23 protein-coding genes are annotated in these 23,282 nt (G+C 70.8%); 10 read left to right on the forward strand and 13 right to left on the reverse strand.

From position 1 onward, the window contains the following. Nucleotides 1-111: 111 nt before the first annotated feature. Nucleotides 112-1,911 (reverse strand): S8 family serine peptidase, encoded by a 1,800-nt coding sequence (locus LCY71_RS15330; RefSeq protein ID WP_225334014.1) that lies wholly within the window; start codon nt 1,909-1,911, stop codon nt 112-114. 349 nt (nt 1,912-2,260) lie between these two features. Between LCY71_RS15330 and LCY71_RS15335 the strand changes: the two genes are divergently transcribed. Further along, nucleotides 2,261-3,619 carry a DEAD/DEAH box helicase family protein gene (locus LCY71_RS15335; RefSeq protein ID WP_373325171.1) on the forward strand — a complete coding sequence of 453 codons (1,359 nt, stop codon included), beginning with the start codon at nt 2,261-2,263 and terminating at the stop codon, nt 3,617-3,619. A gap of 12 nt (nt 3,620-3,631) precedes the next feature. On the opposite strand, the gene LCY71_RS15340 is transcribed toward LCY71_RS15335, so the two are convergent. Genes LCY71_RS15340 through LCY71_RS15355 form a run of 4 tightly spaced genes read right to left on the reverse strand, consistent with a single transcriptional unit; the run spans nt 3,632 to nt 7,180 of the window. Next, a complete protein-coding gene (locus LCY71_RS15340) occupies nt 3,632-4,318 on the reverse strand; it encodes a DUF7519 family protein (RefSeq protein ID WP_225334016.1) in 687 nt (228 codons plus the stop codon). Further along, on the reverse strand, nt 4,315-5,733 hold the full coding sequence (locus LCY71_RS15345; protein ID WP_225334017.1) for a DUF58 domain-containing protein: 1,419 nt from the start codon (nt 5,731-5,733) through the stop codon (nt 4,315-4,317). Before LCY71_RS15345 ends, LCY71_RS15340 begins: the two co-directional genes overlap by 4 nt. Next, nucleotides 5,730-6,317, reverse strand: a complete 588-nt coding sequence (locus tag LCY71_RS15350) for a DUF7269 family protein (RefSeq protein WP_225334018.1) — start codon at nt 6,315-6,317, stop codon at nt 5,730-5,732. The genes LCY71_RS15345 and LCY71_RS15350 overlap by 4 nt, the downstream gene beginning before the upstream one ends. Next, entirely contained in the window at nt 6,314-7,180 is an 867-nt protein-coding gene (locus LCY71_RS15355) for a DUF4129 domain-containing protein (protein ID WP_225334019.1), read from the reverse strand. The genes LCY71_RS15350 and LCY71_RS15355 overlap by 4 nt, the downstream gene beginning before the upstream one ends. Before the next feature lie 467 nt (nt 7,181-7,647). Between LCY71_RS15355 and LCY71_RS15360 the strand changes: the two genes are divergently transcribed. After that, the gene (locus LCY71_RS15360) at nt 7,648-9,174 is read left to right on the forward strand and encodes a DUF790 family protein (RefSeq protein ID WP_225334020.1); all 1,527 of its coding nucleotides are present in this window, start codon (nt 7,648-7,650) and stop codon (nt 9,172-9,174) included. Between the two features lie 127 nt (nt 9,175-9,301). Further along, on the forward strand, nt 9,302-9,715 hold the full coding sequence (locus LCY71_RS15365; RefSeq protein WP_225334021.1) for a universal stress protein: 414 nt from the start codon (nt 9,302-9,304) through the stop codon (nt 9,713-9,715). Between the two features lie 76 nt (nt 9,716-9,791). Here LCY71_RS15365 and LCY71_RS15370 read toward each other — a convergent pair whose 3' ends face one another. Further along, nucleotides 9,792-10,304: a DUF7122 family protein gene (locus LCY71_RS15370; RefSeq protein ID WP_225334022.1), complete on the reverse strand. Its 513-nt coding sequence runs from the start codon at nt 10,302-10,304 to the stop codon at nt 9,792-9,794. Further along, a complete protein-coding gene (locus LCY71_RS15375) occupies nt 10,301-11,209 on the reverse strand; it encodes an RsmB/NOP family class I SAM-dependent RNA methyltransferase (protein WP_225334023.1) in 909 nt (302 codons plus the stop codon). Before LCY71_RS15375 ends, LCY71_RS15370 begins: the two co-directional genes overlap by 4 nt. 240 nt (nt 11,210-11,449) lie before the next feature. On the opposite strand from LCY71_RS15375, the gene LCY71_RS15380 reads away from it, so the two are divergent. The 3 genes from LCY71_RS15380 (at nt 11,450) to LCY71_RS15390 (ending at nt 14,405) form a co-directional block, all read left to right on the forward strand. Then, on the forward strand, nt 11,450-12,187 hold the full coding sequence (locus LCY71_RS15380) for a proteasome assembly chaperone family protein (protein ID WP_225334024.1): 738 nt from the start codon (nt 11,450-11,452) through the stop codon (nt 12,185-12,187). Continuing rightward, nucleotides 12,187-13,185: a signal peptide peptidase SppA gene (gene sppA / locus LCY71_RS15385; RefSeq protein ID WP_225334025.1), complete on the forward strand. Its 999-nt coding sequence runs from the start codon at nt 12,187-12,189 to the stop codon at nt 13,183-13,185. The genes LCY71_RS15380 and sppA overlap by 1 nt, the downstream gene beginning before the upstream one ends. An 89-nt stretch (nt 13,186-13,274) precedes the next feature. Next, nucleotides 13,275-14,405 (forward strand): DUF373 family protein, encoded by a 1,131-nt coding sequence (locus LCY71_RS15390; protein ID WP_225334026.1) that lies wholly within the window; start codon nt 13,275-13,277, stop codon nt 14,403-14,405. A 34-nt stretch (nt 14,406-14,439) separates the two neighbouring features. Here the strand turns inward: LCY71_RS15390 and LCY71_RS15395 are convergent, their stop codons facing one another. After that, complete coding sequence (locus LCY71_RS15395; protein ID WP_225334027.1) at nt 14,440-15,450, reverse strand: hypothetical protein; 1,011 nt, start codon at nt 15,448-15,450, stop codon at nt 14,440-14,442. A 162-nt stretch (nt 15,451-15,612) separates the two neighbouring features. On the opposite strand from LCY71_RS15395, the gene LCY71_RS15400 reads away from it, so the two are divergent. Next, nucleotides 15,613-16,338, forward strand: coding sequence for a diphthine--ammonia ligase (locus LCY71_RS15400; protein WP_225334028.1), 726 nt, complete (start codon nt 15,613-15,615; stop codon nt 16,336-16,338). Nucleotides 16,339-16,341: 3 nt separating this feature from the next. Here LCY71_RS15400 and LCY71_RS15405 read toward each other — a convergent pair whose 3' ends face one another. The 4 genes from LCY71_RS15405 to LCY71_RS15420 all read right to left on the reverse strand — a co-directional run bounded on the left by LCY71_RS15405 (nt 16,342) and on the right by LCY71_RS15420 (nt 20,319). Then, a complete protein-coding gene (locus LCY71_RS15405; RefSeq protein ID WP_225334029.1) occupies nt 16,342-17,313 on the reverse strand; it encodes a nucleotidyltransferase family protein in 972 nt (323 codons plus the stop codon). A gap of 85 nt (nt 17,314-17,398) precedes the next feature. Then, on the reverse strand, nt 17,399-17,788 hold the full coding sequence (mce, locus tag LCY71_RS15410) for a methylmalonyl-CoA epimerase (protein ID WP_225334030.1): 390 nt from the start codon (nt 17,786-17,788) through the stop codon (nt 17,399-17,401). A gap of 53 nt (nt 17,789-17,841) precedes the next feature. Further along, nucleotides 17,842-19,524 carry an acyl-CoA mutase large subunit family protein gene (locus tag LCY71_RS15415; protein ID WP_225334031.1) on the reverse strand — a complete coding sequence of 561 codons (1,683 nt, stop codon included), beginning with the start codon at nt 19,522-19,524 and terminating at the stop codon, nt 17,842-17,844. A gap of 60 nt (nt 19,525-19,584) precedes the next feature. Then, a complete protein-coding gene (locus LCY71_RS15420) occupies nt 19,585-20,319 on the reverse strand; it encodes an HFX_2341 family transcriptional regulator domain-containing protein (protein WP_225334032.1) in 735 nt (244 codons plus the stop codon). Nucleotides 20,320-20,552: 233 nt separating this feature from the next. Between LCY71_RS15420 and LCY71_RS15425 the strand changes: the two genes are divergently transcribed. The 3 genes from LCY71_RS15425 to LCY71_RS15435 all read left to right on the forward strand — a co-directional run bounded on the left by LCY71_RS15425 (nt 20,553) and on the right by LCY71_RS15435 (nt 22,697). Next, nucleotides 20,553-21,089 carry a GNAT family N-acetyltransferase gene (locus LCY71_RS15425; RefSeq protein ID WP_225334033.1) on the forward strand — a complete coding sequence of 179 codons (537 nt, stop codon included), beginning with the start codon at nt 20,553-20,555 and terminating at the stop codon, nt 21,087-21,089. A 140-nt stretch (nt 21,090-21,229) separates the two neighbouring features. Further along, complete coding sequence (locus tag LCY71_RS15430) at nt 21,230-22,399, forward strand: zinc-dependent alcohol dehydrogenase (RefSeq protein ID WP_225334034.1); 1,170 nt, start codon at nt 21,230-21,232, stop codon at nt 22,397-22,399. A gap of 103 nt (nt 22,400-22,502) precedes the next feature. Then, a complete protein-coding gene (locus tag LCY71_RS15435; RefSeq protein WP_225334035.1) occupies nt 22,503-22,697 on the forward strand; it encodes a cold-shock protein in 195 nt (64 codons plus the stop codon). 66 nt (nt 22,698-22,763) lie between these two features. Here the strand turns inward: LCY71_RS15435 and LCY71_RS15440 are convergent, their stop codons facing one another. Next, the gene (locus LCY71_RS15440; RefSeq protein WP_225334036.1) at nt 22,764-23,219 is read right to left on the reverse strand and encodes a response regulator; all 456 of its coding nucleotides are present in this window, start codon (nt 23,217-23,219) and stop codon (nt 22,764-22,766) included. Nucleotides 23,220-23,282: the final 63 nt, after the last annotated feature.

The following is a 23,282-nucleotide window of genomic DNA, read 5'->3' on the forward strand; positions in this document are numbered from 1 at the left end:
CAGCGGATAAAAGAATTCAGAAATCCGGCGTGGCGCGGGCCCGACCGCGACCGGACTCGTGGGTCCGACCGCGCGGGGAATCGAGAACGAGCCGATCGACCGTCGACGCCGTCAGGCGCTGTCGGAGCCGCGCTCCTCGACGCGCAGCGTGTACTCTCCGCTCCCCCGGCGGGCGTTGACCAGGATTCCCACCGCGCCGTCGATCGACGACAGGGTGACCGATTCGGCGCTGCCGTCGCTCGCCGACAGGGCGTCGTAGTCGCTCCCGGACGGCGTCCGCCCGTCGGCCGTGACGTACAGGTCGAAGTCGGCGTCGTTTGGTCCCTCGAGCGTGACCGCGACCTCGCAGGTCGACGCCAGCCGCTGGTTCCACCGCCAGGGGTCGTCGTCCCACCAGCCGGACAGCGACGACTGGACGCTCCCCGATACCGTCTGGTCGCACTGGGCGGCGGCCTCGACCGCGACGGTCACCGCGTCGGTCGCGGTCGCGCCGTCGCCGTCGGTGACGGTGAGCGTCGCCTCGTACTCGCCGGCCGCGTCGTAGGCGTGCTCGACGGTCGCGCCCGTCGCGGTCGACCCGTCGCCGAGGGCCCACTCGTAGCGCTCGACGGAGCCGTCGGGGTCGCCGGAACCGCTACCGTCGAAGGTGACGGTCTCGCCGACGGTCGCCTCGGCGGGACTCGCCGTCGCGTCGGCCGTCGGCGACTCGTTCGTCGATCCGCCGGTCGTCGAGCCGGCCGACGCGACGATGGCGGCGGCGTCCACGCGGCCCGCGCCCTGCTCGTCGCTGGAGAGCCCGACGTCGACGGCCGTCTCCCGTAGCAGTCGCCTGAGCTCTTCGGCCCCGAGATCCGGGTTCGCCGCCTTGCCCAGTGCGGCCACGCCCGCGACGACCGGCGCGGCCATCGACGTGCCCGAGTAGTGACCGTATCCGTCGGACGGCATCGTCGAGAGGACGTTCACGCCAGGCGCCGCCAGCTCGACGGCGGAGCCGTAGTTCGAGAAGTCGGCCAGTTCCTCGTTCGGATCGACCGCCGAGACCGCGACGCACTCCTCGTAGCGGGCCGGGTAGGCGACCCCCGACTGGCCCGAGTTCCCCGCCGCACACACGACGAGGGCGTCGTGCTGGTCGGCGGCGTACTCGACGGCCCGCTTCATCGTCCGGGTGTCGCTGCCGCCGCCGAGAGACACGTTGATCACGTCGGCCCCCCGATCGGTCGCCCACTGGATGGCGTCCGCGATGTCCGACAGCGATCCCCGTCCTGTCTCGTCGAGGGCGCGGGCCACCAGCAGCCGCGAGTCGCTGGGGCCGGCGACGCCGACGCCGTTGTCGGTATCCGCCGACGCGCAGCCCGCGACGTGGGTGCCGTGGGCCTCGTCGCTGGTGTCGGGCGCTGGATCCCCGTCGCTGTCGGCGAAGTCCCGACCGGGGTCCGATCCGAACCCGGACGCCAGGTCGGGGTGGTCGTAGGCGACGCCCGTGTCGACGACGGCGATCGTGACGTCAGCGTCCCCGAGCGTCTCGTCCCACGCGTCGTCGGCGTTGACCAGCTGGGGAGCGTACTGCTGATCGAAGCCCGGGTCGTTGGGCGCAAGCTGCGTCTCGAAGGCGACGTTGTCCTCGACGTACTCGACCTCGGTCCGATTCGCCATTGCGGACCGGACTGCCTCGCGAGCGCGCTCCGCTCCCGGGATCTGTAGCGCCACGTACCCGAGCGTCTGGTTGACGTGGACGACCGACGCGTCGGCGGGTGACGCTGACGACGCCATCGACGCCACGGTTCCGGCGTCAGCCTCGTCCGCGGCGCCGAGGATCACCTCGTCGGGCTTCTCGCCCGAGCGACGGCGCGGCCGGGCGGCCGTCACGCCGCCGGCGGCGGCGAGGCCCAGCGAACCGAGTCCCTGCAGCACGCTTCTCCGGTTCCAACCGTCCGTACCACTTCGCTTCATGACACCCGTATCATATCGCGCACCTACTTATCATGTACGATAATAACGGGATAATATTACTGGCGCTAGAGTTTTTCCTGTCCCCATCTGGTGTTTCTATAACTCCAACGTAGTTATCAAATACTAACGCGGCGGGCATCGACCACCGGGACAGCCCAGCGGCCGCACTCGGCGGCGCGGTCGCCGTCCCGGTGGATCGCCGCGAGAGCTGCCACGGGATACCGAGGCCTGGCGCGAAATCGGGCGGTGTGGACGACCAGACCCACCGCGATCCCACACGGTTATCCGGTCGAGACGCCCAATGACGGACGTGGTCAGGCTCAGCTACGAGGAGGGGACGATCCGAATCGCGGGGTCGGTCCCGCCGGACCTGCCCGGCGTCGAGCGGGACGACCGCACCGAGACCGCCCGCGCGCCGGGCTACCGGTACGCGGACCTGCTGGCGGCGCTCGACGAGCGCGGGATCGACTACGAGGACGGCGTTCTCGACGCCCCGGCGCTCGACCTGGCGTCGGACTACGAGCTCCGCGACTACCAGCGGGACGCCCTGGACGCCTGGCTGGACGCGAGCGCGGCCGGCGCGGCCCACGACCGCCGCGGCGTCCTCGAGCTCCCGACCGGGAGCGGCAAGACGGTAGTCGGCATCGCCGCGATGGAGGCCCTGGGAACGCCGACGCTGGTCGTGGTGCCGACCATCGACCTGCTCGATCAGTGGCAGCGGGAACTTGAACGCGAGCTCGACGGCGGGCCGATCGGCCGCCTCGGCGGCGGCGACCAGCGCCTCGCGGACGTGACCGTCTCGACCTACGACTCGGCGTACCTCCGCGCCGACGAGATCGGCGGCCGGTTCGGACTGGTCGTCTTCGACGAGGTCCACCACCTCGGCGGCGAGGGGTACCGCGACGTCGCGCGCCTGCTGGCCGCCCCCGCCCGACTCGGCCTGACGGCCACCTTCGAGCGCCCCGACGGCGCCCACGAGGCCGTCGCCGACCTCGTCGGCCCGCTCGTCCACCGGATCGACGTGGACGAACTCGCCGGCGAGCACCTCGCCGACTACGACGTCAAGCGAATCGAGGTCGCGCTCACCGACGCCGAGCGCGAAACGTACGAGCGCCACCAGAGCACCTTCACGGACTACCTCGCCCAGTCGAACATCCAGATGCGCTCGGGCAGCGACTACCAGGAACTGGTCAAGCGCTCCGGCTCTGACCCGCGGGCGCGGGAGGCCCTGCTCGCCAAGCAGCGCGCACGCGAGGTGATGATGAACGCCGACCGGAAGGTCGACCGGCTGGCCGGGATTCTCGACCGCCACGTCGACGACCGGATCATCGTCTTCACCGCCCACACCGACCTCGTCTACCGCCTCTCCGAGCGGTTCCTGCTGCCCGCCATCACCCACGAGACGCCGACCAGCGAGCGCCGCGAGATCCTGGAGCGGTTCCGCGACGGCACCTACTCCCGCATCGTGACGGCCAACGTCCTCGACGAGGGCGTCGACGTCCCCGACGCCAACGTCGCCGTCGTCCTCTCCGGCAGCGGCTCCGAGCGGGAGTTCACCCAGCGCCTCGGCCGCGTCCTCCGGCCGAAAGAGGACGGCGGCCGCGCGCTGCTGTACGAACTCGTCACCGAGGACACCGCGGAGGAGCGCGTGGCCCGACGGCGGCGATAGCGAGGCCGTTCCTCAGTTCCGCAGCGACAGGATCAGGACGAACGCCGCGGCCAGCAGCGCGACCAGCGCGGTCAGCGACAGGTCCGTGACGTCCAGCCGATAGACGCCAAGCGCGGCCAGCACCACGACCGCTCCGGCCAGAAGCGTCCCCCCCGAATGCGCCACGACCGCCCTCGCCGTCGCCGCCTGCCGGCCGACCTGCCGCCCGAGGGAGACGGCCTGCTCCCCGGCGTCCCAGGCGACGACCGTCGCGACGCTCGCGGCGAGGAGCGCGAGCAGCGGCGACCCCTGGAAGACGCCGCTGGCGACGACGCCGACGAACAAAAGCGCCGTTCCGACCGTCACCAGCGTCCGCTCGCGGCCCGCGCGGATCGGGAGGAGCCCGGCCCCCAGTATCGCCAGCCCGAGCAGTCCGGGGAGCAGTTCGACGCGCTCCGTGGCCGTCTCCGGTCCGGTGACGGCCAGGAAGAACCCGGCGGCGAGCAGCGCGACGCCGGCGAGTGCGACCACCGCTCCCGGAACCAGCCCGTGGCGCTGCCACGCGGCGTAGCCGAGACCGCAGAGCGCGAGTCCGGCGAGTACCGCGAGGAGCGCCTGCCACTGCGCCGCCGCGTCGAGCAGGAGCGCGACCGCGGCGGCGCCGGAGAGGACCGCGAACACGGCACCGGGGACCGCCGGGCGATGGGTCGCGTGGCTCATCCGGACCGCCCCATCGTGAGTTCGATGGCGTTCTCCAGGTTCTCTCCGGGGGCCCAGTCGACGACCGGAATCCCGATCCGACGCAGCGTCCGGACCCGCGCGTCGCGCTCGACCGCCGCCAGCCGCGTCCCGACGGAGTCGGTCTCGCCGGGACCGGGGCTGACGACGGTCACGACGTTGCCCGCGGCCTCCAGCGTCCGGACGGAGTCGACGACGCCGTCGTCGGCCAGCGGCGAGAGCAGCAGGACCTGCGTCGTCGAATCGAGCCGCTCCCGGAGCGCACCGACCCCGCGCTCCCGGTCGGACGACTCGTCCTCCACCGGTCGGCCGCCGTCCGAGAGCGCGGCGGATGCCTCGGGGGACGTCCCGGTAGCGGACGCACTCGCGTCCGCGCGCGGCGACAGAATCCCGCCGGAGGGAACCTCCGTTCCGAGGGCGTCGCTGCCGTCCGCCGGCTCCGGAACGTCGGCGCTCCCGGCCGCCGATCCCGGGACGAAGGCCGGGTGCGAGTCGAGCGCCCGGCGCAACTGCGCGAGGTGAGCGCTCCCCGGCTTCGGGGGGAGCCAGTACCACGGCGACCCGTGGGACGCCAGGCCGACCTCGTGGTTGGCGTCGACGAGGGCGCCGGCGAGCCGATCGGCCGCGCCGACGCAGCGAGCGACGGCCTCCGCGGCGGAGCGGTCCCCGGCTCCGGCGCCGACGTCGACGCAGAGCGCCACCGAAGCGGACCGCTCCTCCGCGTACTCGATGGTTCCGAGTTCGCCGCTCTTGGCGAAGCGCCGCCAGTCCACCTGCCGCATCGGATCGCCCTGGCGGTACTCGCGGGCGCGGTGGAACTCCAGGCCGCTCCCGCCGACGTCGGAGCGCAACTCGCCGGCGCGCTCGCTGGTCAGGTCCCTGAGCGCGGTGGCCGACACCGACGCGCCGCAGTCGAGGACGGTGGGCTCCGCCGCGGTCGCCCGCCGCTCGGCGGCGCCGGCGAGGTTTCGCGACAGGACGGTCACGGGCCGGAACCGGTGCTTCCCCTCCGACGCTTCCACGGCGTACTCCAGCGTCGTCTCCCCGCCGGGGGCGAGCGCGGTCGCGCGCCGCGGCGTGCCGTCGACGACGGGCAGCAGCGCCGGCACGCCGTCCACGATGCGCACGTCGGGCAGCCAGCGGTCCGCCTCGTTCCTAACGGTGACGGACACGTCCACGCGCTCCCCGGGGTCGGGGGACGCCGGCGAGACGGTCCGCTCGACCGCTACGACGGGCTCCGGCGGGGACGGGACGAGCCGCGGGTAGACGGCGTAGCCCGCGCCGACGGCGGCCAGCAGCAACACGGCGGGCCGCTGGGCGAGCAGGCCGACGGTCCCGGCGAACAGCGACAGCGCGACGACGCCGCGCCACCGCCCGGTGTCCGTGCGGTCCGTCATGTCCGGTCCTCCCGTCGCCGCTCCAGCGCGGCGACCGTCGCGTCGACCCGCCGGCGGAACCAGTGCTCTCCGCGGAATCCACTCAGGGCCCGGCGGACCAGCGACGGCGGTTCGAGTTCGTCGCTCGCGACGAAGGCCGCCGCCGTCTCGTCGTCGGTCCACTCGCCGCGGTCGACGCGCTCGCGGGCCTCGGCCCCGTCGCAGCGCGCGGTCTCGGCGACCGTCGCCACGGCGGCCGCCCGGAGCCGATCGTGAACGGCGCGCTCCCGCGCCGTCGTCCGGACAGACGGCAGGCCGGCGAGCGTCGCGTCGAGTTCACGACCCGGCGTCCCGCGCTCGATCGCCTCGACGGCCGGCGGCCGGGCCTCCGTCACTCCGATCGCCGTCCGCAGCACCAGAACGCCGACCGTCCCGGCGATCGATATCACTCCGACCGCGGCGACCAGCAGGTAGTCGTTGCCGAGCCCCTCCACGGCGGCCTCGGTCGGGATCAACTGCTCGACGGCGGGCGAGACGAGCGCGAGAGCGGCGAGCGCGAGCAGGCCGAGCCCGACCGTCCGCGTCGCGGTCCGGTCGAGCGTCATCGAGTCTCCCCTCCGTCGGTGACCTCGCGCCCGCCGTCGAACTGGCGCCGGACGCGGCTGGCGACTCGCTCGCGGTCCTCGGTCACGGGGCGGTCGCCGTAGCGGACCTCGACGAACGTCTCCGTCAGCGTCCGGACGGCGTCGGGATCGAACCCGGCGTCGACGGCCGCACGGGCGACTTCCTCGGGCGTCATGTGCCCGGTCCGGTCGACGTCCAGCCGCCGGAGCATCTCGGCCCAGACGCGCTCGACGGCGTTCGCCGGTGCCCGCTCGGGTGTCCCGGCGGCCTCGCTCTCCGCCGCCTCGGCCTCCGGTTCGTCCGCCGCCAGTCCGAGCGCGGCGAGCAGCCGGTCCCGGTAGCGGGCGACCGCTTCGGACGCGGCGAGCGCCAGTGCGAACGTCACCAGCGTCGGAAGCAGGTCCGTCAGCAGCGCGAGGAGCCGATCGAGGAGGTCCGGCGTCCCCGGGCTCGGTCCCTCCCCGGAGTCCGCCGACGTCTCCTGGTCGCTGTCGGCAGCGCTCTGCTCGCGCTGACTGCTAGCGTCGCTCTGCTGCCGATTCGAAGACTCGCTCTGCCGCTCACTCGCCTGGCTGGCGCTGGCCGACGACTCTGATTCGCTCCCGTCGGCGCGGTCCGTCCCGTCCGAGTCTGACGACCCGACGTCGCCGTCCTCGGCGGGCTTGGTTATCTCCCTCGAGATCTCGGCTCCCTGCCCGCGGTCGATCGGCAATCGGTCGTAGTCGGGATCGATCACGTCGCTGGCCTCGGTCGTCACCGTGGACTGGATGGACGTGGCCGACGCCCCCACGGCGACGATGGAGAGAACGGCGACGGCGATCCGGAATCCTGTCTCCCGCTTCATGGCAGCACTCCATCGACACTCATCTGTCATTTCGTCAGGGCCGGGTCCCGGTTAAGGCAGTCGAGTGTTCCGACAATTCTGCCACTTCCTGAGATACGAATGGAAAACAAATGGGTAGTAACGGTCGGGTTTCACCGAGTAACGGCAGAATACCAGTGGCCGCGACGGCGCGCGGGAACCGCGTCTGGTCGCTCGCCCGTCGAATCCCGGTAACGGGACCTTTCTACCGGGCAGGTCCGTCCGCGAAACGTGCCCTCGAAGGACACCGAACGGCGAGCGAGGCTCATCGAGCCCGCGCTCGTTCCACTCGCTCGGACGCCGACAGACTCACTCCGTTCGTCTCCCGAGCCCACCCTCGCTTCGCTCGGTTGGACGCCGATGAGCGAAGCTCATCGAGCCCGCGCTCGTTCCACTCGCTCGGACGCCGGCCCGTCGGGCTTTTGCCGCTCCCCCGCCGAGTGGTCACCGTGCTGACGAAGGACCTGCTCCGGGTCTCGCGGGCGGGCGGCGGGTATCACCCCCAGTTCGCGGGCGCGGACGACGAGCGCCTGGCAGCGCGCGTGATCGGGATCTATCAGGGCCACGTCGGGGAGCCCCGTGAGGCGCTCGACGCGGCGCTGACCGATCTGGAGCGGGAGGCCGACGACTTCAAACTGGTCCGCGGGTTCGCCAAACTCGTCGACCGGGAGGCGACCTACGAGGCGCGGGCGCCGCTCCCGTCCGAGCGGGCCCGCAAGACGGCCTTCGAGGCGGCCGAGGCGGTCGGCGTCGTCACGGCGGACGACCGGGCCGACGCGCTGGCGCGGGCAGCCGACCGACTGGGGAGCGACCCGGCGGCCGTCGAGGAGTCACTGTACGCCGACCGCGAGAAGCGACAGGTGCTGGCGAGTGTCGAACCCCGCTGGGACCCGGCAGAACTGGTCGGGCAGTACAACCTGTCGCTGGCTCAAACGGCCCTCTTCGACGCCACCGAGGTCCGCGTCCGCTCGGACGACCCGACGACGCTCGTCTCCGCGGTCAAGCGCCTGCGCCTGATGTACGAGGTCCGACGGACCGGAGGCGGCCGAGAGGTGGTCGTCACCGGCCCCGACGCGCTGTTCCGGTCAACCCGGCGCTACGGGACGCGGTTCGCCCGGCTCCTGCGATCCGTCGCCGCGAACGCGGGCGAGTGGCGGCTCGAAGCGACGATCGACGATCGCGGGACCGAGCGGGAGCTGGTGCTGACCGACGCGGACGTTTCGGTCCCCGGCGTCGAGCCGGTGGCTGAGGTGACCTTCGACAGCGGCGTCGAGGCGGACTTCGCCGCCCGCTTCGACGCGCTCGACCTCGACTGGGCGCTGACCCGGGAGCCGGAGCCGCTGGCGGCCGGCGAGGGCGTCGTCGTCCCCGACTTCGCCTTCGACTACGCCCCCGGCGGCGACCCGGACGCCGGCCCCGACTACCGAATCTACTTCGAGATCATGGGCTTCTGGACGCCGGAGTACGTCGAGAAGAAGCTCTCGCGACTGGCCGACCTGGAGGACGTCGAGATGCTCGTCGCCGTCGACGAGAGCCTCGGCGTCGGCGAGGCCATCGAGGCCCGCGACCACCGCGCCATCCCCTACTCGGGTCGCGTCCGAGTGAAGGACGTCCGGGACGCGCTGCGACGCTACGAGGAGCGACTGCGGGCGGACGCCGCTGCCGACCTCCCCGACGCGCTCCGCCCGGAGCCGGACGCGATCGCACTGGCCGATCTCGCGGCCGAGCTCGGCGTCAGCGAGGACGCCGTCGAAGACGTGGCGTTCCCGGAGCACGAACTGGTCGGCCGGACGCTCGTCAGGCCCGGCGTGCTCGAGGCCCTCGACGGCGAAATCGAGGCCGGGATGTCGCTGTCGGCGGCGGAGGATCGCCTGCGGGAACGCGGCATCGGCGACAGCAGCGCCGCCCTCTCGCGGCTGGGATATCGCGTCGAGTGGGAGGGGCTCGGCGGCGGCGTGCTCCGAGCGAGCGAGTAGCGCCGTTCCACCGGCGACGCGCGTCCGGCCCCACACTGGCCACTACGTCGCCGTCGTGACGTAACAGATCTGGGCCCAACTGGTATATAGACTATTTGATCACTCAGTGCAACTCCCGGACCGCCACATGTACGACACCATTCTCGTCCCGAGTGACGGCAGCGAGCGCGCCAGCGAGGCGCTCGACGTCGCGCTCGACACGGCCGAGCAGCACGGCGCCGACGTCCACGCCCTGTTCGTCGTCGACACGCAACTGTACGGGGAACCGGCGCTGAGCAGCTTCGAACTGTTCATCGACGAGATCGAGGACCAGAGCCGCGAGCTGCTCGACGAGATCGTCGACCGCGGGGCGGAGCGAGGCGTGACCGTCACGCCGGAGATGCGACACGGCGCGCCGGCGGAGTCCATCATGGCGTACGCGGACGAAGTCGACGCGGACCTCGTCGTGATGGGGTACCAGGGGGAGACCCACCGTCGGCAGATGGGCAGCGTCGTCGAACAGGTCCTCGACGACACCGACAGACGCGTCCTCGTCGTCTGACGAGCTCCGAACGGGGTCCGGACGCGGTGCCAGCGAAGACGCAGTCGGGGCCGCTGCGGCGTCCCGACGGCCCCGTTTACAGCTCCCGCCGGCGCCCCTTCGGGATCTGCGATCTGAGCTCGTCGTGGAGGTACAGCCCCACCCCGAGCGGCTCTGGTTCGCCGGCGAGGTCGTGCGTGACGATCAGGTACCCCCAGTCGCCGTCCCACTCGGGGATCTCCTGATCCTCGCCGGCGACGAACGCGCTGGCCTGCTCGTCGTCGAGGTGGAGCACGCAGTCCGTCGCCTCACGGCCGAACCGCTGGACGGCGTCCGTCGTGGGCTTCCAGTGCTCCTGGCGCGTCCGAAGGAACGTCATCCCGAGGCCCTCGATGTCCACTGGCGAGGGCGCGTCGCCGCGGAAGATCCACAGCTTCCCCGAGCCGCGCTCCCAGAACGTGTGCTCCTCGAAGGTCTCCGGCGGGACGCCGTAGCGGTCGTCCCAGAAGGAGAGCACCTCCTCGCGCGTGGCGGCCTCGGGGTCGTCCAGTTCCTCGCGCTCGGCGTCGTCCGCGGGGATCCGATCGAAACGGGTGCTCTTGTCGCTCATCCCTCCACCTCCAGCTTCGCGCAGAAGAACCCGCCCGTGTCGTTGTGGTGCGGGTAGATCCGCCTGGCCTTCTCGACGCTGGGGTCGTACTCCTCGCCGTCCCACTCGGTGACCCCGGGACGGGAGTCCAGCGGGATCTCGAAGTCGACCAGCCGGCAGTCCTCCTCGTCGAGCGCGTGGTCCAGCACGGCCTCGTTCTCCTCGGGGGCGAACGTGCAGGTCGAATAGACGACCGTGCCGCCGGGCCGCGTGGCCTGGATCGCCCGCGTCAGGATGCCCTTCTGGACGCCGGAGATGCCCTGCACGTGGTCCAGCGTCCACTCGTCCAGCGTGTCCGGGTTCTTCCGAATCGTCCCCTCGCAGGAGCAGGGCACGTCCACGAGCGCGCGGTCGTACTCCTCGTCATCGAACGGCTTCAGCGAGTGGACGCGCGCGTCCTCGTGGGTGACCGCGACGTTCGTGATGCCCAGGCGCTCGGCGTTCGTCCGCAGCGCCGACAGCCGACCCAGGTTCGAGTCCGTCGCCACCACGACGCCCCGGTCGTCCATCAGCGCCGAAAGCTGGGAGGTCTTGCTCCCCGGCGCCGCCGCGGCGTCCCAGACCCGTTCGCCGGGCTCCGGGTCCAGCACGCGGGCGGGCACCGCCGACACCTCCTCCTGCCCGTAGATCCACCCGTGGAAGTACGGCCAGTTGGCGCCCGGCTGGTCGTCCGGCAGCCGAAACATGCCGGGATGCCAGTCCACCGGGTCGACGGCGATGCCCTCGTCTTCGAGGGCCCGCCGCGCCCGCTCGACGGACGCCTTGATCGTGTTCACGCGGACGACGGCCGGGAGCGACCGCTCGCAGGCGGCCCGGAACGCCTCGACGTCGTCCACGATCGGTTCGTAGCGCGAGAGGACGTCCATTGACGGAGTGGTTTCCGGGGCGCGCGCTTGTGGGTTTCGGACCCAGGCGATCGGCGGCTCGAACAGCTGATTCACACAGTGACGTGAACGGGCAGCAAACCGCCCGTTTCGGCTGGTGGATCGGCCACCACTGAGTGGGGCTTTCGGGCCGTTGTCGATACGCCTCCCGACAGCGATCGCCAGATCGACCACAATTCCTGGGCCCCGACCGTTAAGCCGCGGGCGTTCTACGTCCCGCTTATGGCGGACATTCAGGTCACGCGCGACGACGTGGAACTGGACGTACCGACGCTCGTTGAGGGGCTCCCGGGCGTGGGCCTGGTGGGCAAGATCGCGGCGGACCACCTCGTCGGGGCGTTCGACATGACCGAGTACGCGACGGTCCACTGCGAGGGGCTGCCGGAGATCGCCGTCTATCGGGAGGGCGAGCCGGCGGTCCGGCCGCCGGTGCGACTCTACGCCGACGAGGAGCGGGACCTGGTCGTGCTCCAGAGCGACGCGCCGGTCTCGACGAACGCGGCGGAGGAGTTCGCCGGGTGCGTGGCGGGGTGGATCGAGGCCAACGACGCGACCCCGATCTTCCTGAGCGGCCGGCCGGCCGACAAGGACGGCGTGCCCTCGCTGTACGGGATCGCGACCGGCGACGGCGAGGCGCTGCTCCGCGAGGCCGACGTCGACTCGCCGACGGAGAACGGCGGCGTGACGGGACCGACGGGCGCGCTGCTGTACGAGGCCCAGCGGGCGGGGATCGACGGCGTCGGACTGGTCGTCGAGGCCGACCGGCGGTTCCCCGACCCCGAGGCGGCGCGGGTGCTCCTCACGCAGGGGATCGAGCCGCTCGCGGGCGTCGACGTGTCGACCGACAGACTGGTCGAGCAGGCCGAGGAGATCAGCGAGGCCCGGGCGGCGCTGGCCGAGCAGATGGGGGAGGCCGAGGACGAGAGCACGAGCGCGCGGCCGCTGGGGATGTTCCAGTAATGGCGGGGACGGGCAGACGCGTCGCGAACGTCGCGTTCGCCGTGATCGGGGCGCTGCTCGCGGTCGCCGTCGGGTGGGTGCTGTTCGTGCGGATCCCCGGCGACCTCGCCGAGTTGCTGGGCGTCCTGCTGGCGGTCGCCGTCGGCCTGCTCGGGCTGCGGATCGCCGGCAACCTCGCCGACAGCGTCGCGCCGACCCACAACGTCGCCGAGGTGGCCGTCGAGGGGCCCATCTCCCGCGACGGCGGGGGTGGCCTGACCAGCCCGCCGATGGGCGCCGAGGCCGACGACGTCGTCGAGCAGATCGAGCAGGCCGACGCCGACGGCGGCAGCGAGGCGCTGCTGCTGAAGCTCAACACGCCCGGCGGCGAGATCGTCCCGAGCGAGGACATCCGGATCGCCGCCGAGCGCTTCGACGGGCCGACGGTTGCGTACGCCACCGACGTCTGCGCCTCCGGCGGCTACGACATCGCCGCGGGCTGCGACGAGCTGTGGGCACGTGAGGGGACGCTCGTCGGGTCGATCGGCGTCATCGGGTCCCGCGTGAACGCGGCCGACCTCGCCGACCGGCTGGGGCTGTCCTACGAGCAGTTCACCGCCGGCGAGTACAAGGACGCGGGGACGCCGCTGCAGGAACTGGACCCCGACGAGCGGGCCTACCTCCAGGGGCTCGTCGACGACTACTACGAGCAGTTCGTCGAGACGGTCGCCGAGGGGCGTGACCTCTCGCCCGAGGCCATCGAGGACACCGAGGCCCGGGTCTACCTCGGCGAGGAGGCCCACGAGATTGGACTGGTCGACGAGATCGGCACCCGCCGGGACGTCGAGGAGCGACTGGAGGAACAGATCGGAGAGCCCGTCGAAGTCCGGGAGTACGAACCGGAGCGCGGTCTCGCGGGTCGTCTCCGCGGCGGTGCTCAGCGGGTGGCGTTCGCGCTCGGCGCGGGCGTCGCAGCGGCCGTCAGCGGCGACGTGGACGGACTCTCTTTCCGCCGCTGACTGCCGCGCTGCCCCTCGATAAGCCGAGCTTACGCCGCGACCGATCGGGGTAGCGAACGTTTTTATCCCGCGCACGTCACGTGCCACTCGTGAGCACGCTGGTGGTGTGCATCGACCGCGGCGGGGACTTCCCGGCAGCGGCGTCGCTGCCCGTCGCCGGCCGCGATGCCGTCGAGTCGCTGGTCACCGAGGTCGGCATCGACGACCCCGAGGATAGCCGGGTCAACACGATGCTGGAGGGCCTCCGCGTCGCGCGCGACCTGGAGGCCGACGGCGACGAGGCCATCGTGGCGGTCGTCGGCGACACCGGCGAGGGCGTCAGCGCCGACCGCAACGTCGCCCGGCAGGCCGACGACCTCGTCGACGAGTACGACCCCGACTCCGCCGTCGTCGTCGTGGACAGCGCCGAGGACGAGCGGCTGGTCCCCATCATCGAGAGCCGCCTGCAGGTCGACGCCGTCGACCGCGTCGTCGTCCGCCAGGCCCGCGACATCGAGTCGACCTACTACCTGCTCAAGCAGTTCCTGGCCGACGAGGAGTTGCGCAAGACCGTCCTCGTCCCGCTGGGCATCACCCTCATCGCGTTCCCCGCGCTGCTGTTCGTCGCCGAGAGTCCCTCCTTCGCGGTGGGCGTCATCGCCGCCGCCGTCGGCGCGTTCCTCCTGTACAAGGGCTTGGGCATCGACGAGTACCTCGCCCGCCTGCCCGGACAGGTCCAGGAGGCGCTGTACTCCGGGCAGGTGTCGCTGGTCACCTACGTCGTCGCCGCCGGCCTGTCGCTCGTGGGCGTGTTCGTCGGCGCGCTGCAGGCCCGGGAGACCAGCGACGCCAGCACGTTCATCCTCGCGATGGCGTTCGCCTACGCCAGCGTCCCGTGGCTGACGATGGCCGCGCTGGCGGCCGCCACGGGCCGCCTGCTCGACGAGCTCATCCAGGAGGACAGCGTCCGCCCGGCCTACGTGAACCTCCCGTTCGGCGCCGTCGCCGTCGGCCTCGTCGTCCGCGGATTCTCCGTGTTCTTCCTCGAGCGCGCCGACATCCTCCAGCAGTTCCACTTCGCCGGGTACGAGTACGGCCCCATCACCATCGAGCCGTTCGTCCTCGACGGCGGCGCCCGCCTCGCCGTCTTCATCCTCGCCGGCATCCTGGTCAGCCTGGCCGGCGTCCAGTTCGCGACGTACTTCACCAAGACGAACCTCCAGGAAGAACTGGTGGAGTGAGGCCGCTCAGGCCGCTCTCCGCGCCGACGGTGCGTCACAGCGTCACGTACGCGATTCCCGCCGCGCCCACGAACGCGAGCGCCGCCGCGAGGTGCAGCGCTCGACCGGTCGCGTACCGCAGCGAGCTCGCCACCTGCTCGTAGTCGCCGCGGGCCACGAACGCGTCGTCGCGGTCGCACGTCACGCGTGTCTCGCCGAACGCCCGGCCCGCTTCCGCCTCGCCGACGGCGACGACCGCCTCGCCCGGTTCGACGGCGTTCTCCTTGAACCGGAGCGGCCGCTCGGCCCGCCCCTCGCCGTCGACGGGGAGCGGGCGGTCGAACGGTCCGTCCGCTCCGCGGAGGTGGTCGGGCACCCGCTCGCCCTCGCCGACGACCACCTCGCGCTCGGCGATACCGCCCGTCGCCGCGCCCTCGAAGTCCACCCGGCGGTTGGTCGGACTGCCCGGCGCCAGGCTTAGCCAGCCATCGGTCGGGTCGACGACGACGCGGTCCTCGTAGCCGCCGACCTCGAACCGCGTCCGGTCCGTCGCGTAGTCCGTCGTGAAGTGGGTCCCCGCGTTTCGCATCGGCTGCTCCCTGTACTGGGCGACCCAGGCGCTGTAGCAGACCGCCTCGCTGCCAGTGACCGGCGTCTCCAGCACGTCACCGCCGTCCGGGGGTCGCGCCGGTCCGGCGACGACGCAGGGGCCGTCGGCGGGTAGCTCGCCCGGGCCCCTGGCCGATTCGAGCAGTTTCGCGCGCGGCCGGTTCGCGACGGCGATGGCGCCGAGCACCAGTCCGCCGCCGTAGAGTCCGGTCGCCAGCGCCCAGCCGATCCCGACCGCGTCGACGCCGCCCGCGACGACCGGCGCGAGCGCGAGGGCCCCGAGCGCCAGCGCCGGCGCGACGTGACGACGCGTGACCCCGCTCTGGTAGGCGTGGAACCTGTACGGCGTCGTCACTCCGCCGTCGGGCACCCAGCGGGCGAGCACCCACCAGACCACACCGCCGACGATCAGGCTGCCGATCAGATAGGCGACGAGGTCGACCGCGTTCAGGAACACGCTCGATCGCACCTCCGGGACCGACGTGAGCAGGGTTCTCGCATGGTTCGGGAGCTATCCGATTCCTCTCCGCTTGCCCCTCAGTTCTTTCGGCTCCCACACCGCGTCGAACGGTCGCTCTCGATCCGCATAGCTTACCACGGCGCGTCGCCACCCACCGGTATGACTGACGACTCCGGGGCCTGGGTGAGCCTCTTCTCCGGCGGCAAGGACTCCTCGTGGGCGCTCTACCGCGCGCTCGAGGAGGGCCTCGACGTCCGCCGACTCGTCACGGTCCACCCCGAGGGCGACTCCTACATGTACCACGTCCCGGCGACGTCGCTCGCGAGCCTCGCGGCCGAGAGCGTCGGGGTCGACCTCGTGGAGGTAGCGCCCGACGACTTCGAGGCGGCCGACGCGACCGACTCCGGCGTCCAGGGCGACGCCGAACTGGAACCGCTGGAGGCCGCGCTGCGGGGCCTCGACGACGAGTTCCCGGACGGGCTGGCCGGCGTCACCGCCGGCGCCGTCGAGAGCGAGTATCAGACCAGCCGCATCGAGGCGATGGCCGACCGCCTCGACGCCGAGGTGTTCGCGCCGCTGTGGCAGGAGGACCCCCGGGAACTGGCCGAGGCCATGCTCGACGCGGGCTTCGAGATCAGGATCATCCGGGTGGCCGCCTACGGCCTCGACGAGTCGTGGCTCGGACGGACGCTCGACGCCGACGCGCTGGTCGAACTGGAGGAACTGAACGAGGAATACGGCGTCCACGTCCTGGGCGAGGGCGGCGAGTTCGAGACGCTCGTCACCGACGGGCCGCACATGGACCGGCCGATCGAACTCGAGTACGAGACGGAGTGGGACGGGACGCGCGGGCAGATAGTGATCGAGGACGCGCGGCTGGGGTAGCGATCAGTCCTGGCCGTTGCCGATCTGGGTGTGCGCGCCGATGAGCGCGCCGGCCAGGTTCAGGTCCTCGATGTGCGTCTCGCGGTCGATGATGGACTCGCGGACGTCGCTGTCGCGGACGGTGGCCTCCGGGAAGACGACGGAGTGATCCACGTTGGAATCGACCACCGTCGCGTCCTCGAGGACGTGGACGTTCTCGCCGATGGTGGTGTTCTCGAGCGTCGCGGAGTCGGCGACGTGGTTGCCGCCGTCGAGCGCCCAGGCGACCGCCTCGAGGTAGCTCTCGGGCGTGCCGATGTCGTACCAGGCCTCGTCGAAGGTGAAGGCACAGACCTCGGTACGGTCGACGAGCCACTGGATGAACCAGCCGGGCTCGTCGGGGTTGTTGTCGCCCGCGAGGTACTCGTCGAAGCTGACGTGCTCGGCGGGGAAGGCGTAGCAGGCGATGGAGACGAGCGTGCTCCTGGGGTCGTCGGGCTTCTCCTGGAAGTCGACGACGCGGTCGCCGTCCAGTTCCACGAGCCCGTAGGAGCTCGCCTTGTCGCGGGAGCCGACGTCGTAGGCGGCCAGCGTCGGCGTCCCGTTCTCCTCGAAGGTGTCGAGGAAGTCGGCGACGTCGAAGCTGATCAGGTTGTCGCCGGCGATGACCAGCAGGTCCTCGTCGGCGATGCCCTCGCGTTCGACCAGTTGCGCGAGCGCCCCGATGACGCCGAACTTCTCCTTCTCCTCGGTGGTCTGCTCGACGCTCAGCCGGGGCTTCTCGAAGCCGGTCTCCTCGACGTGGGCCTCGAAGTCGGGCGCGAACCGCTCGTTCGTGCTGACGAACACGTCGTCGATGCGGTCGTCGCGCTCCAGCTCCTCGAGGATGCGATCGATGACCGTCGATTCCCCCACCGGGAGGAGCATCTTCGGACGGTGCTTGGTGACCGGCCAGAGCCGCGTGGCGTATCCCCCGGCGAGGACGACTGCTTTCATACCAATCCCGTGCAGGGCGGGGAGTAAGACGTTTTTGTATCAGCGGGCGACAACGTCAGATGGTTTATAAGTGTGGCGGCGGGCGTCAGTGCTCGACGAACTCGATCAGGACGCCGCCCGTCGAGGCCGGGTGGAGGAAGGCGACGTCGTGGCCCCACGCTCCCGGCCGGGGCGACTCGTCGACGAGGTCGACGCCGGCTGCCCGCGCCCGGGAAAGCGCCGCCTCGACGTCGTCGGTCGCCAGCGCCAGGTGGTGGATGCCCGGGCCCTCGCGGTCGAGGTAGTCCGGGACGGGGCCCTCGGCGTCCGGGAGCGGTTCGAGCAGTTCGAAGTAGCCGTTTCCGAGGTCGAGGAACGTCACCGAGAGGTCCCCGAACTCCTCCTCGTGGGCCACCGTCGCGTCCAGTAGCTCCCCGAAGGTCGCGGCCAGCGCCGCGGCGTCGTCCGTGGCGACGCCGGCGTGGTCGAAGCGCATGGTGGCGACGTCGCGCCGACGGGACAAAGGCTCTGGGCGAGACTGCCGGCCGGCTACAGCGCCGCTCCGGGCTCGTACTCGCCGTAGACGTCCCGCAGCGCGTCGCAGATCTCGCCGGTCGTGGCGTAGGCCTTCACGGCGTCGATCAGCGGCGGCATGAGGTTCGCGTCGCCCCCGGCGGCCTCGCGGACCGCGGCAAGCGCGTCCTCGACGGCCGCGTCGTCGCGCTCCTCGCGGACCCGGTCGAGTCGCTCCTGCTGGCGGCGCTGGACGGTCTCGTCGACCTCCGCGACGTCGACCGGCTCCTCCTCGTCGACGGTGTACTCGTTGACGCCGACGACGATCCGCTCGCCGTCCTCCTGCTCGCGCTGGCGCTCGTAGGCGACGTCCTGAATTTCCCGCTGGACCCACTGCTCCTCGATAGCGCCGAGCATGCCGCCCCGCTCGTCGACCTCGTCGAGGATCCCGCGGGCCTCCTGCTCTAGCTCGTCGGTCAGCGACTCGACGTAGTAGCTCCCGCCGAGCGGGTCGATGGTGTCCGCGACGCCGGACTCGTGGGCGAGGATCTGCTGGGTCCGCAGCGCGGTGCGGACCGACTCCTCGGTCGGCAGGCCGACGGCCTCGTCCTTGCCGTTGGTGTGGAGGCTCTGGGTGCCGCCCAGCACCGCGGCCAGCGCCTGGTAGGCGACCCGGACGACGTTGTTCTCGACCTGCTGGGCGGTCAGCGTCGACCCCGCGGTCTGGGTGTGGAACTTTAGCTGCTTCGAGGCCGGCTTCTCCGCGTCGAAGCGCTCCTCCATGACGTCGGCCCACAGCCTACGGGCCGCGCGGAACTTGGCGACCTCCTCGAGGACGTTGTTGTACGACGCGAAGAAAAAGGAGAGCTGCGGCGCGAACTCGTCGACGTCGAGCCCCGCGTCGACGGCCGCCTCGACGTACTCGATGCCGTCACCGAGGGTGAACGCGATCTCCTGGGCCGCCGTCGCGCCGGCCTCGCGGATGTGGTATCCGGAAATGGAGATGGTGTTGAAGTTCGGGACCTCCGCGGCGCAGAACTCGAAGACGTCGGTGATGATCCGCATCGACGGCTCGGGCGGGTAGATGTAGGTGTTGCGCGCGACGTACTCCTTCAGGACGTCGTTCTGGATGGTCCCACGCAGTTCCTCGCGGTCGACGCCCTGCCGGTCGCCGATGGCGACGTACATCGCCAGCAGCACCGACGCGGGCGCGTTGATCGTCATGGAGGTGCTGACCTCGTCCAGCGGGATGCCGTCGAACACTGTCTCCATGTCCCGCAGCGAGTCGATGGCCACGCCGGTCTTGCCCACCTCGCCGGCCGCCATGCGGTCGTCCGAGTCGTAGCCCATCTGCGTCGGCAGGTCGAAGGCCATCGAGAGGCCGGTCTGGCCCTCGTCGAGCAGGTAGTGGAACCGCTCGTTGGTCTCCTCGGCCGTCCCCATGCCGGCGTACTGGCGCATCGTCCACAGCCGGCCGCGGTACATCGTCGAGTAGACCCCGCGGGTGTACGGCTCTTCTCCGGGATACCCCAGGTCCTCCTCGTAGTCCAGGTCGGCGACGTCGGCGGGCGTGTACAGCCGGTCGACCGCTCGCCCCTCCGTGTCCGTCTCGAAGCCGTCCCTCCGCTCCCCGAAGCGATCGAGCGTCGGCTGGACGGTCTCCGCCTCCCACCGCTCCTTCCCCGAGCGGATCTCGTCCAGCTCGTCCGGGTCGAACATACCACCGACTTCGATACGGTCCCACATACCATTGGTGCCGGCCCCGTCCGCTGGCGGGGCTCACCCCGACCCTTCGACCAGGTACCGGAACGCCCGCAGCGTGTTCCGGCCCGCCTCGGTGAGTTCCACGAGCTTGGAGCGGCCCCGTTCGGTGACCTCGACGTAGCCCGTCTCGGAGAGTGGGTCGAGGACGTGGCTGTCCAGCAGGCGGTATTCGCTCTTGCGGTTCGCGGCCTCGTGGTCGGCGATGAAGGGCAGGCCGGCCTCGCGGCCGTACTCGATCAACGCCCGCTTGGTCGCGCCGTCCTCCTCGGCGAGGTAGTCCATGACCGCGACCTGCTCGGGCTCGGGGTGGTCCATCGGGTAGGTCGGCAGCTCCGTCACGTCCCGGATCCCCTCGGCCACGTCGCCGTCGGTCTCCGCCGCGTAGCGCTCCGCGCGGACGTAGTAGGGGGTCGCGCCGGTGGCCATGCAGGCGATCATCCCGCCGATGGCGGTGACCTTCGATCCAGAGGCGAGGTTGACGTACACCTCGTGGTCGGCGAATCGCGTGGCCAGCTCCGCGACGGTCCCGATCGAGTCGTAGAAGTCGAAGATGTTGCACGGAACCGTCTCGTGGTCGATTCCGGCCGCTTCGAGGCGCTCGCGCACCGTCTCGCCGTACGAGGGGTGGTCCGTCTCGTCCTCGTAGTCCAGCAGGACGACGCGGTCGGCGCGCAGTCGCTGGGCCGGCAGCACGATCCGATCGTTCTCGTAGCCGACCGGCATCAGGTGGACTCGCTCGGGGACGTCCATGTCCCGACGGACGGAACCGGCTCGGAAAACTACTGTGATGACACTGTAGACAATTTCCTCGTGGATAGCTCTCGGAGGGGTTTCGTCGCTCCCGCCGTTCACTTGCAGCCACCCGCTGGCGATCGTGGGTACCGACCGGATCGTCGTGTAACAGCTGTCACTGTGTCGACGGTGACGGACCTGTCTTCCCTGTCGTGATAGAATACTTATCACTTCCGCCGATCGATCCGCACATGCCGACGACGACCACCGCCCTCACCGTCCGCCACGTCCGCCCCGGCGACGGCTCGGCCGTCCGCGATCTGAACGAGCGCGCCATGGCCGAGACGCCGGAGTGGGTCCCCGACGCGCCCGGCGCGGACCTCGAACGGCTGCCCGACAGCTACGCCGACGGCGAGTTCCTGGTCGGGACGGTCGGCGGAGAGATCGTCGCGACGGGCGCGTATATCCCGCTCGGTAGCGGCGAACACTCGGGCTGGATGCGGAACGAGGTCGACGTGGACGGCCGCGCCGCCGAAGTCACGCGTATGCGCGTTGACCCCGACCGCCAGCGCCGCGGCCACGGCCGCCGGATCTACCGCGCCCTCGAGCGGCGGGCCGCCGGCGACGGCTACCGGAGGCTGGTCCTCAACACCGGCGCCGAGAACGAGCCCGCGCGGGCGTTCTACGAGGACGTCGGATTCGGCCTGGAGACGGAGGTGACCGTCGAGTTCGAGGACGTGGCGCTCGATCTCGCGCTGTACCGGAAGCGAATCGGCGAGCGGTCCTGACGGTCCCGCCCGAATCCCCTCTCTTGCAAGCGCAGGGTCCACTTTTAGCGGAGCGCTGGCCGTAGCGGTGAGCACACGATGATCCCCACGGGTAGCGAGTTCTCCGAACCGAAGCGCACCGACGGAGGCGGGGCACACCGATGAGAGCGCTCACCTGGCACGGCGAGAAGGACGTCCGGATCGAGGACGTCCCCCGGCCGGAGATCGTCAACCCGCACGACGCCGTCATCGAGATCACGTCCACGGCGCTCTGTGGCTCAGACCTGCACCTGTACAACGGCCACATGCCGGGCATGCGCGAGGGCGACGTCCTCGGCCACGAGCCCATGGGCGAGGTGATCGAGGTCGGCGAGGACGTCGAGACCCTCGAGGCGGGCGACCGCGTCGTCGTCCCCTTCCCCATCGCCTGCGGCCACTGCTGGTTCTGCGAGAACGAGCTGTACTCGCTGTGCGACAACTCCAACCCGAACGCCGAACTGGCGCGCAAGGCCATGGGCCACTCGCCGGCGGGGCTGTTCGGCTACTCGCACGTGCTGGGCGGCTACGCCGGCGGCCAGGCGGAGTACCTGCGGGTGCCCTACGCCGACGTCGGTCCCATCGTCATCGACTCGGACCTCCCCGACGAGGAGGTGCTCTTCCTCTCGGACGTCTTCCCGACGGGCTACATGGCCGCGGAGAACGCCGAGATAGAGGCGGGCGATACGGTCGCGGTCTGGGGCTGCGGCCCCGTCGGCCAGTTCGCCATCCAGAGCGCCTGGCTGCTCGGCGCCGAGCGCGTTATCGCCATCGACCGCGTTCAGGAGCGACTTGACATGGCCCGGGAACACGGCGACGCCGAGATAATCGACTTCGAGGAGGACGACGTCTACGACCGGCTGATGGAGATGACCGGGAACCGCGGTCCCGACCGCTGCATCGACGCCGTGGGGACGGAGGCCCACGGCACGGGCCTGGCCGGCGTGACCGACCGCGCCAAGCAGGCCGCGAAACTGGAGACCGATCGCCCGCACGTGCTCCGCCAGGCGATCAAGTCCTGCCGGAAGGGCGGCACGCTGTCGATCCCCGGCGTCTACATCGGCGACGCGGACAACATCCCCGTCGGCGCCATGATGAACAAGGCCCTGACGGTCAAGACCGGTCAGACCCACGTCCAGCGCTACCTCGATCCCCTCCTGCAGCGCATCGAGGACGGCGACGTCGATCCCTCGTTCGTCGTCACCCATCAGGTCGACCTCGAGGACGGCCCCGAGATGTACCGGACGTTCAACCGGAAGGAGGACGACTGCATCAAGGTCGTCATGACGCCCTGAAGATTCCCGAACGGCTGACGGCGCGCACTCCCCGCCTCGGGCCGGTCGTGGTACCACGACTCTCGGAACAGTTATCCCCGCATCCGCTCTACGTCTGTTTGCAATGGCAAACGGAACGGTTGATTTCTTCAACGACACTGGCGGCTACGGTTTCATTTCGACTGAGGACGCGGACGACGACGTTTTCTTCCACATGGAGGACGTTGGTGGCCCGGACCTCGAGGAAGGACAGGATCTCGATTTCGACATCGAGCAGGCCCCCAAGGGCCCCCGCGCGACGAACGTCGTCCGCAACTAGGTCGGCTGCGTCGCCGCGACGCGCGAGACTGCTATTTTCGACGCTGTCGTACCCGTGATCGAGTGCCTACTTCGGCGGGAGGCGGGCCATCCGGAGCCAGAAGTCCTCGATGACCTGCGCGAGCTCGTCGAACGCCTCGGAACTGGTCGGCTTCCGCAGGTACGCGTTCGCGTTGAGTCCGTACGACCGAGCGACGTCTTCGGCCGCGTCGGACGCCGTGAACACGAGCACGGGGACCGATCGCAGTTCGGCACAGTCGTCGAGTTCCGCGAGGAACTGCCCTCCGTCCGCGCCCGGCACGTCCGGGTCGAGGATGATGAGGTCCGGTCGCGGGACCGATGCGTAGTCACCGTGGCCGTGGACGTAGTCCAGGGCCTCCGCGCCGTCGGTGACGACGTGGACCTCCTCGGTCGCCTCGGCGGCCCTGAACGAGTCGATGAACGGTGAGACGGCGTCCGGGTCGCTCTCGACGAGGAGGACGTCGAAGGCGCGGCCGTCGCCGTGTGAATGGTTCCCAGTCACGTGTTTGTCCAGCGGTTTTGATTACGCAATGAACTGATTACGATACTCTACCAATATATTTGG

This window comes from Halomicrobium urmianum (assembly GCF_020217425.1).
Taxonomy (GTDB): domain Archaea; phylum Halobacteriota; class Halobacteria; order Halobacteriales; family Haloarculaceae; genus Halomicrobium; species Halomicrobium urmianum.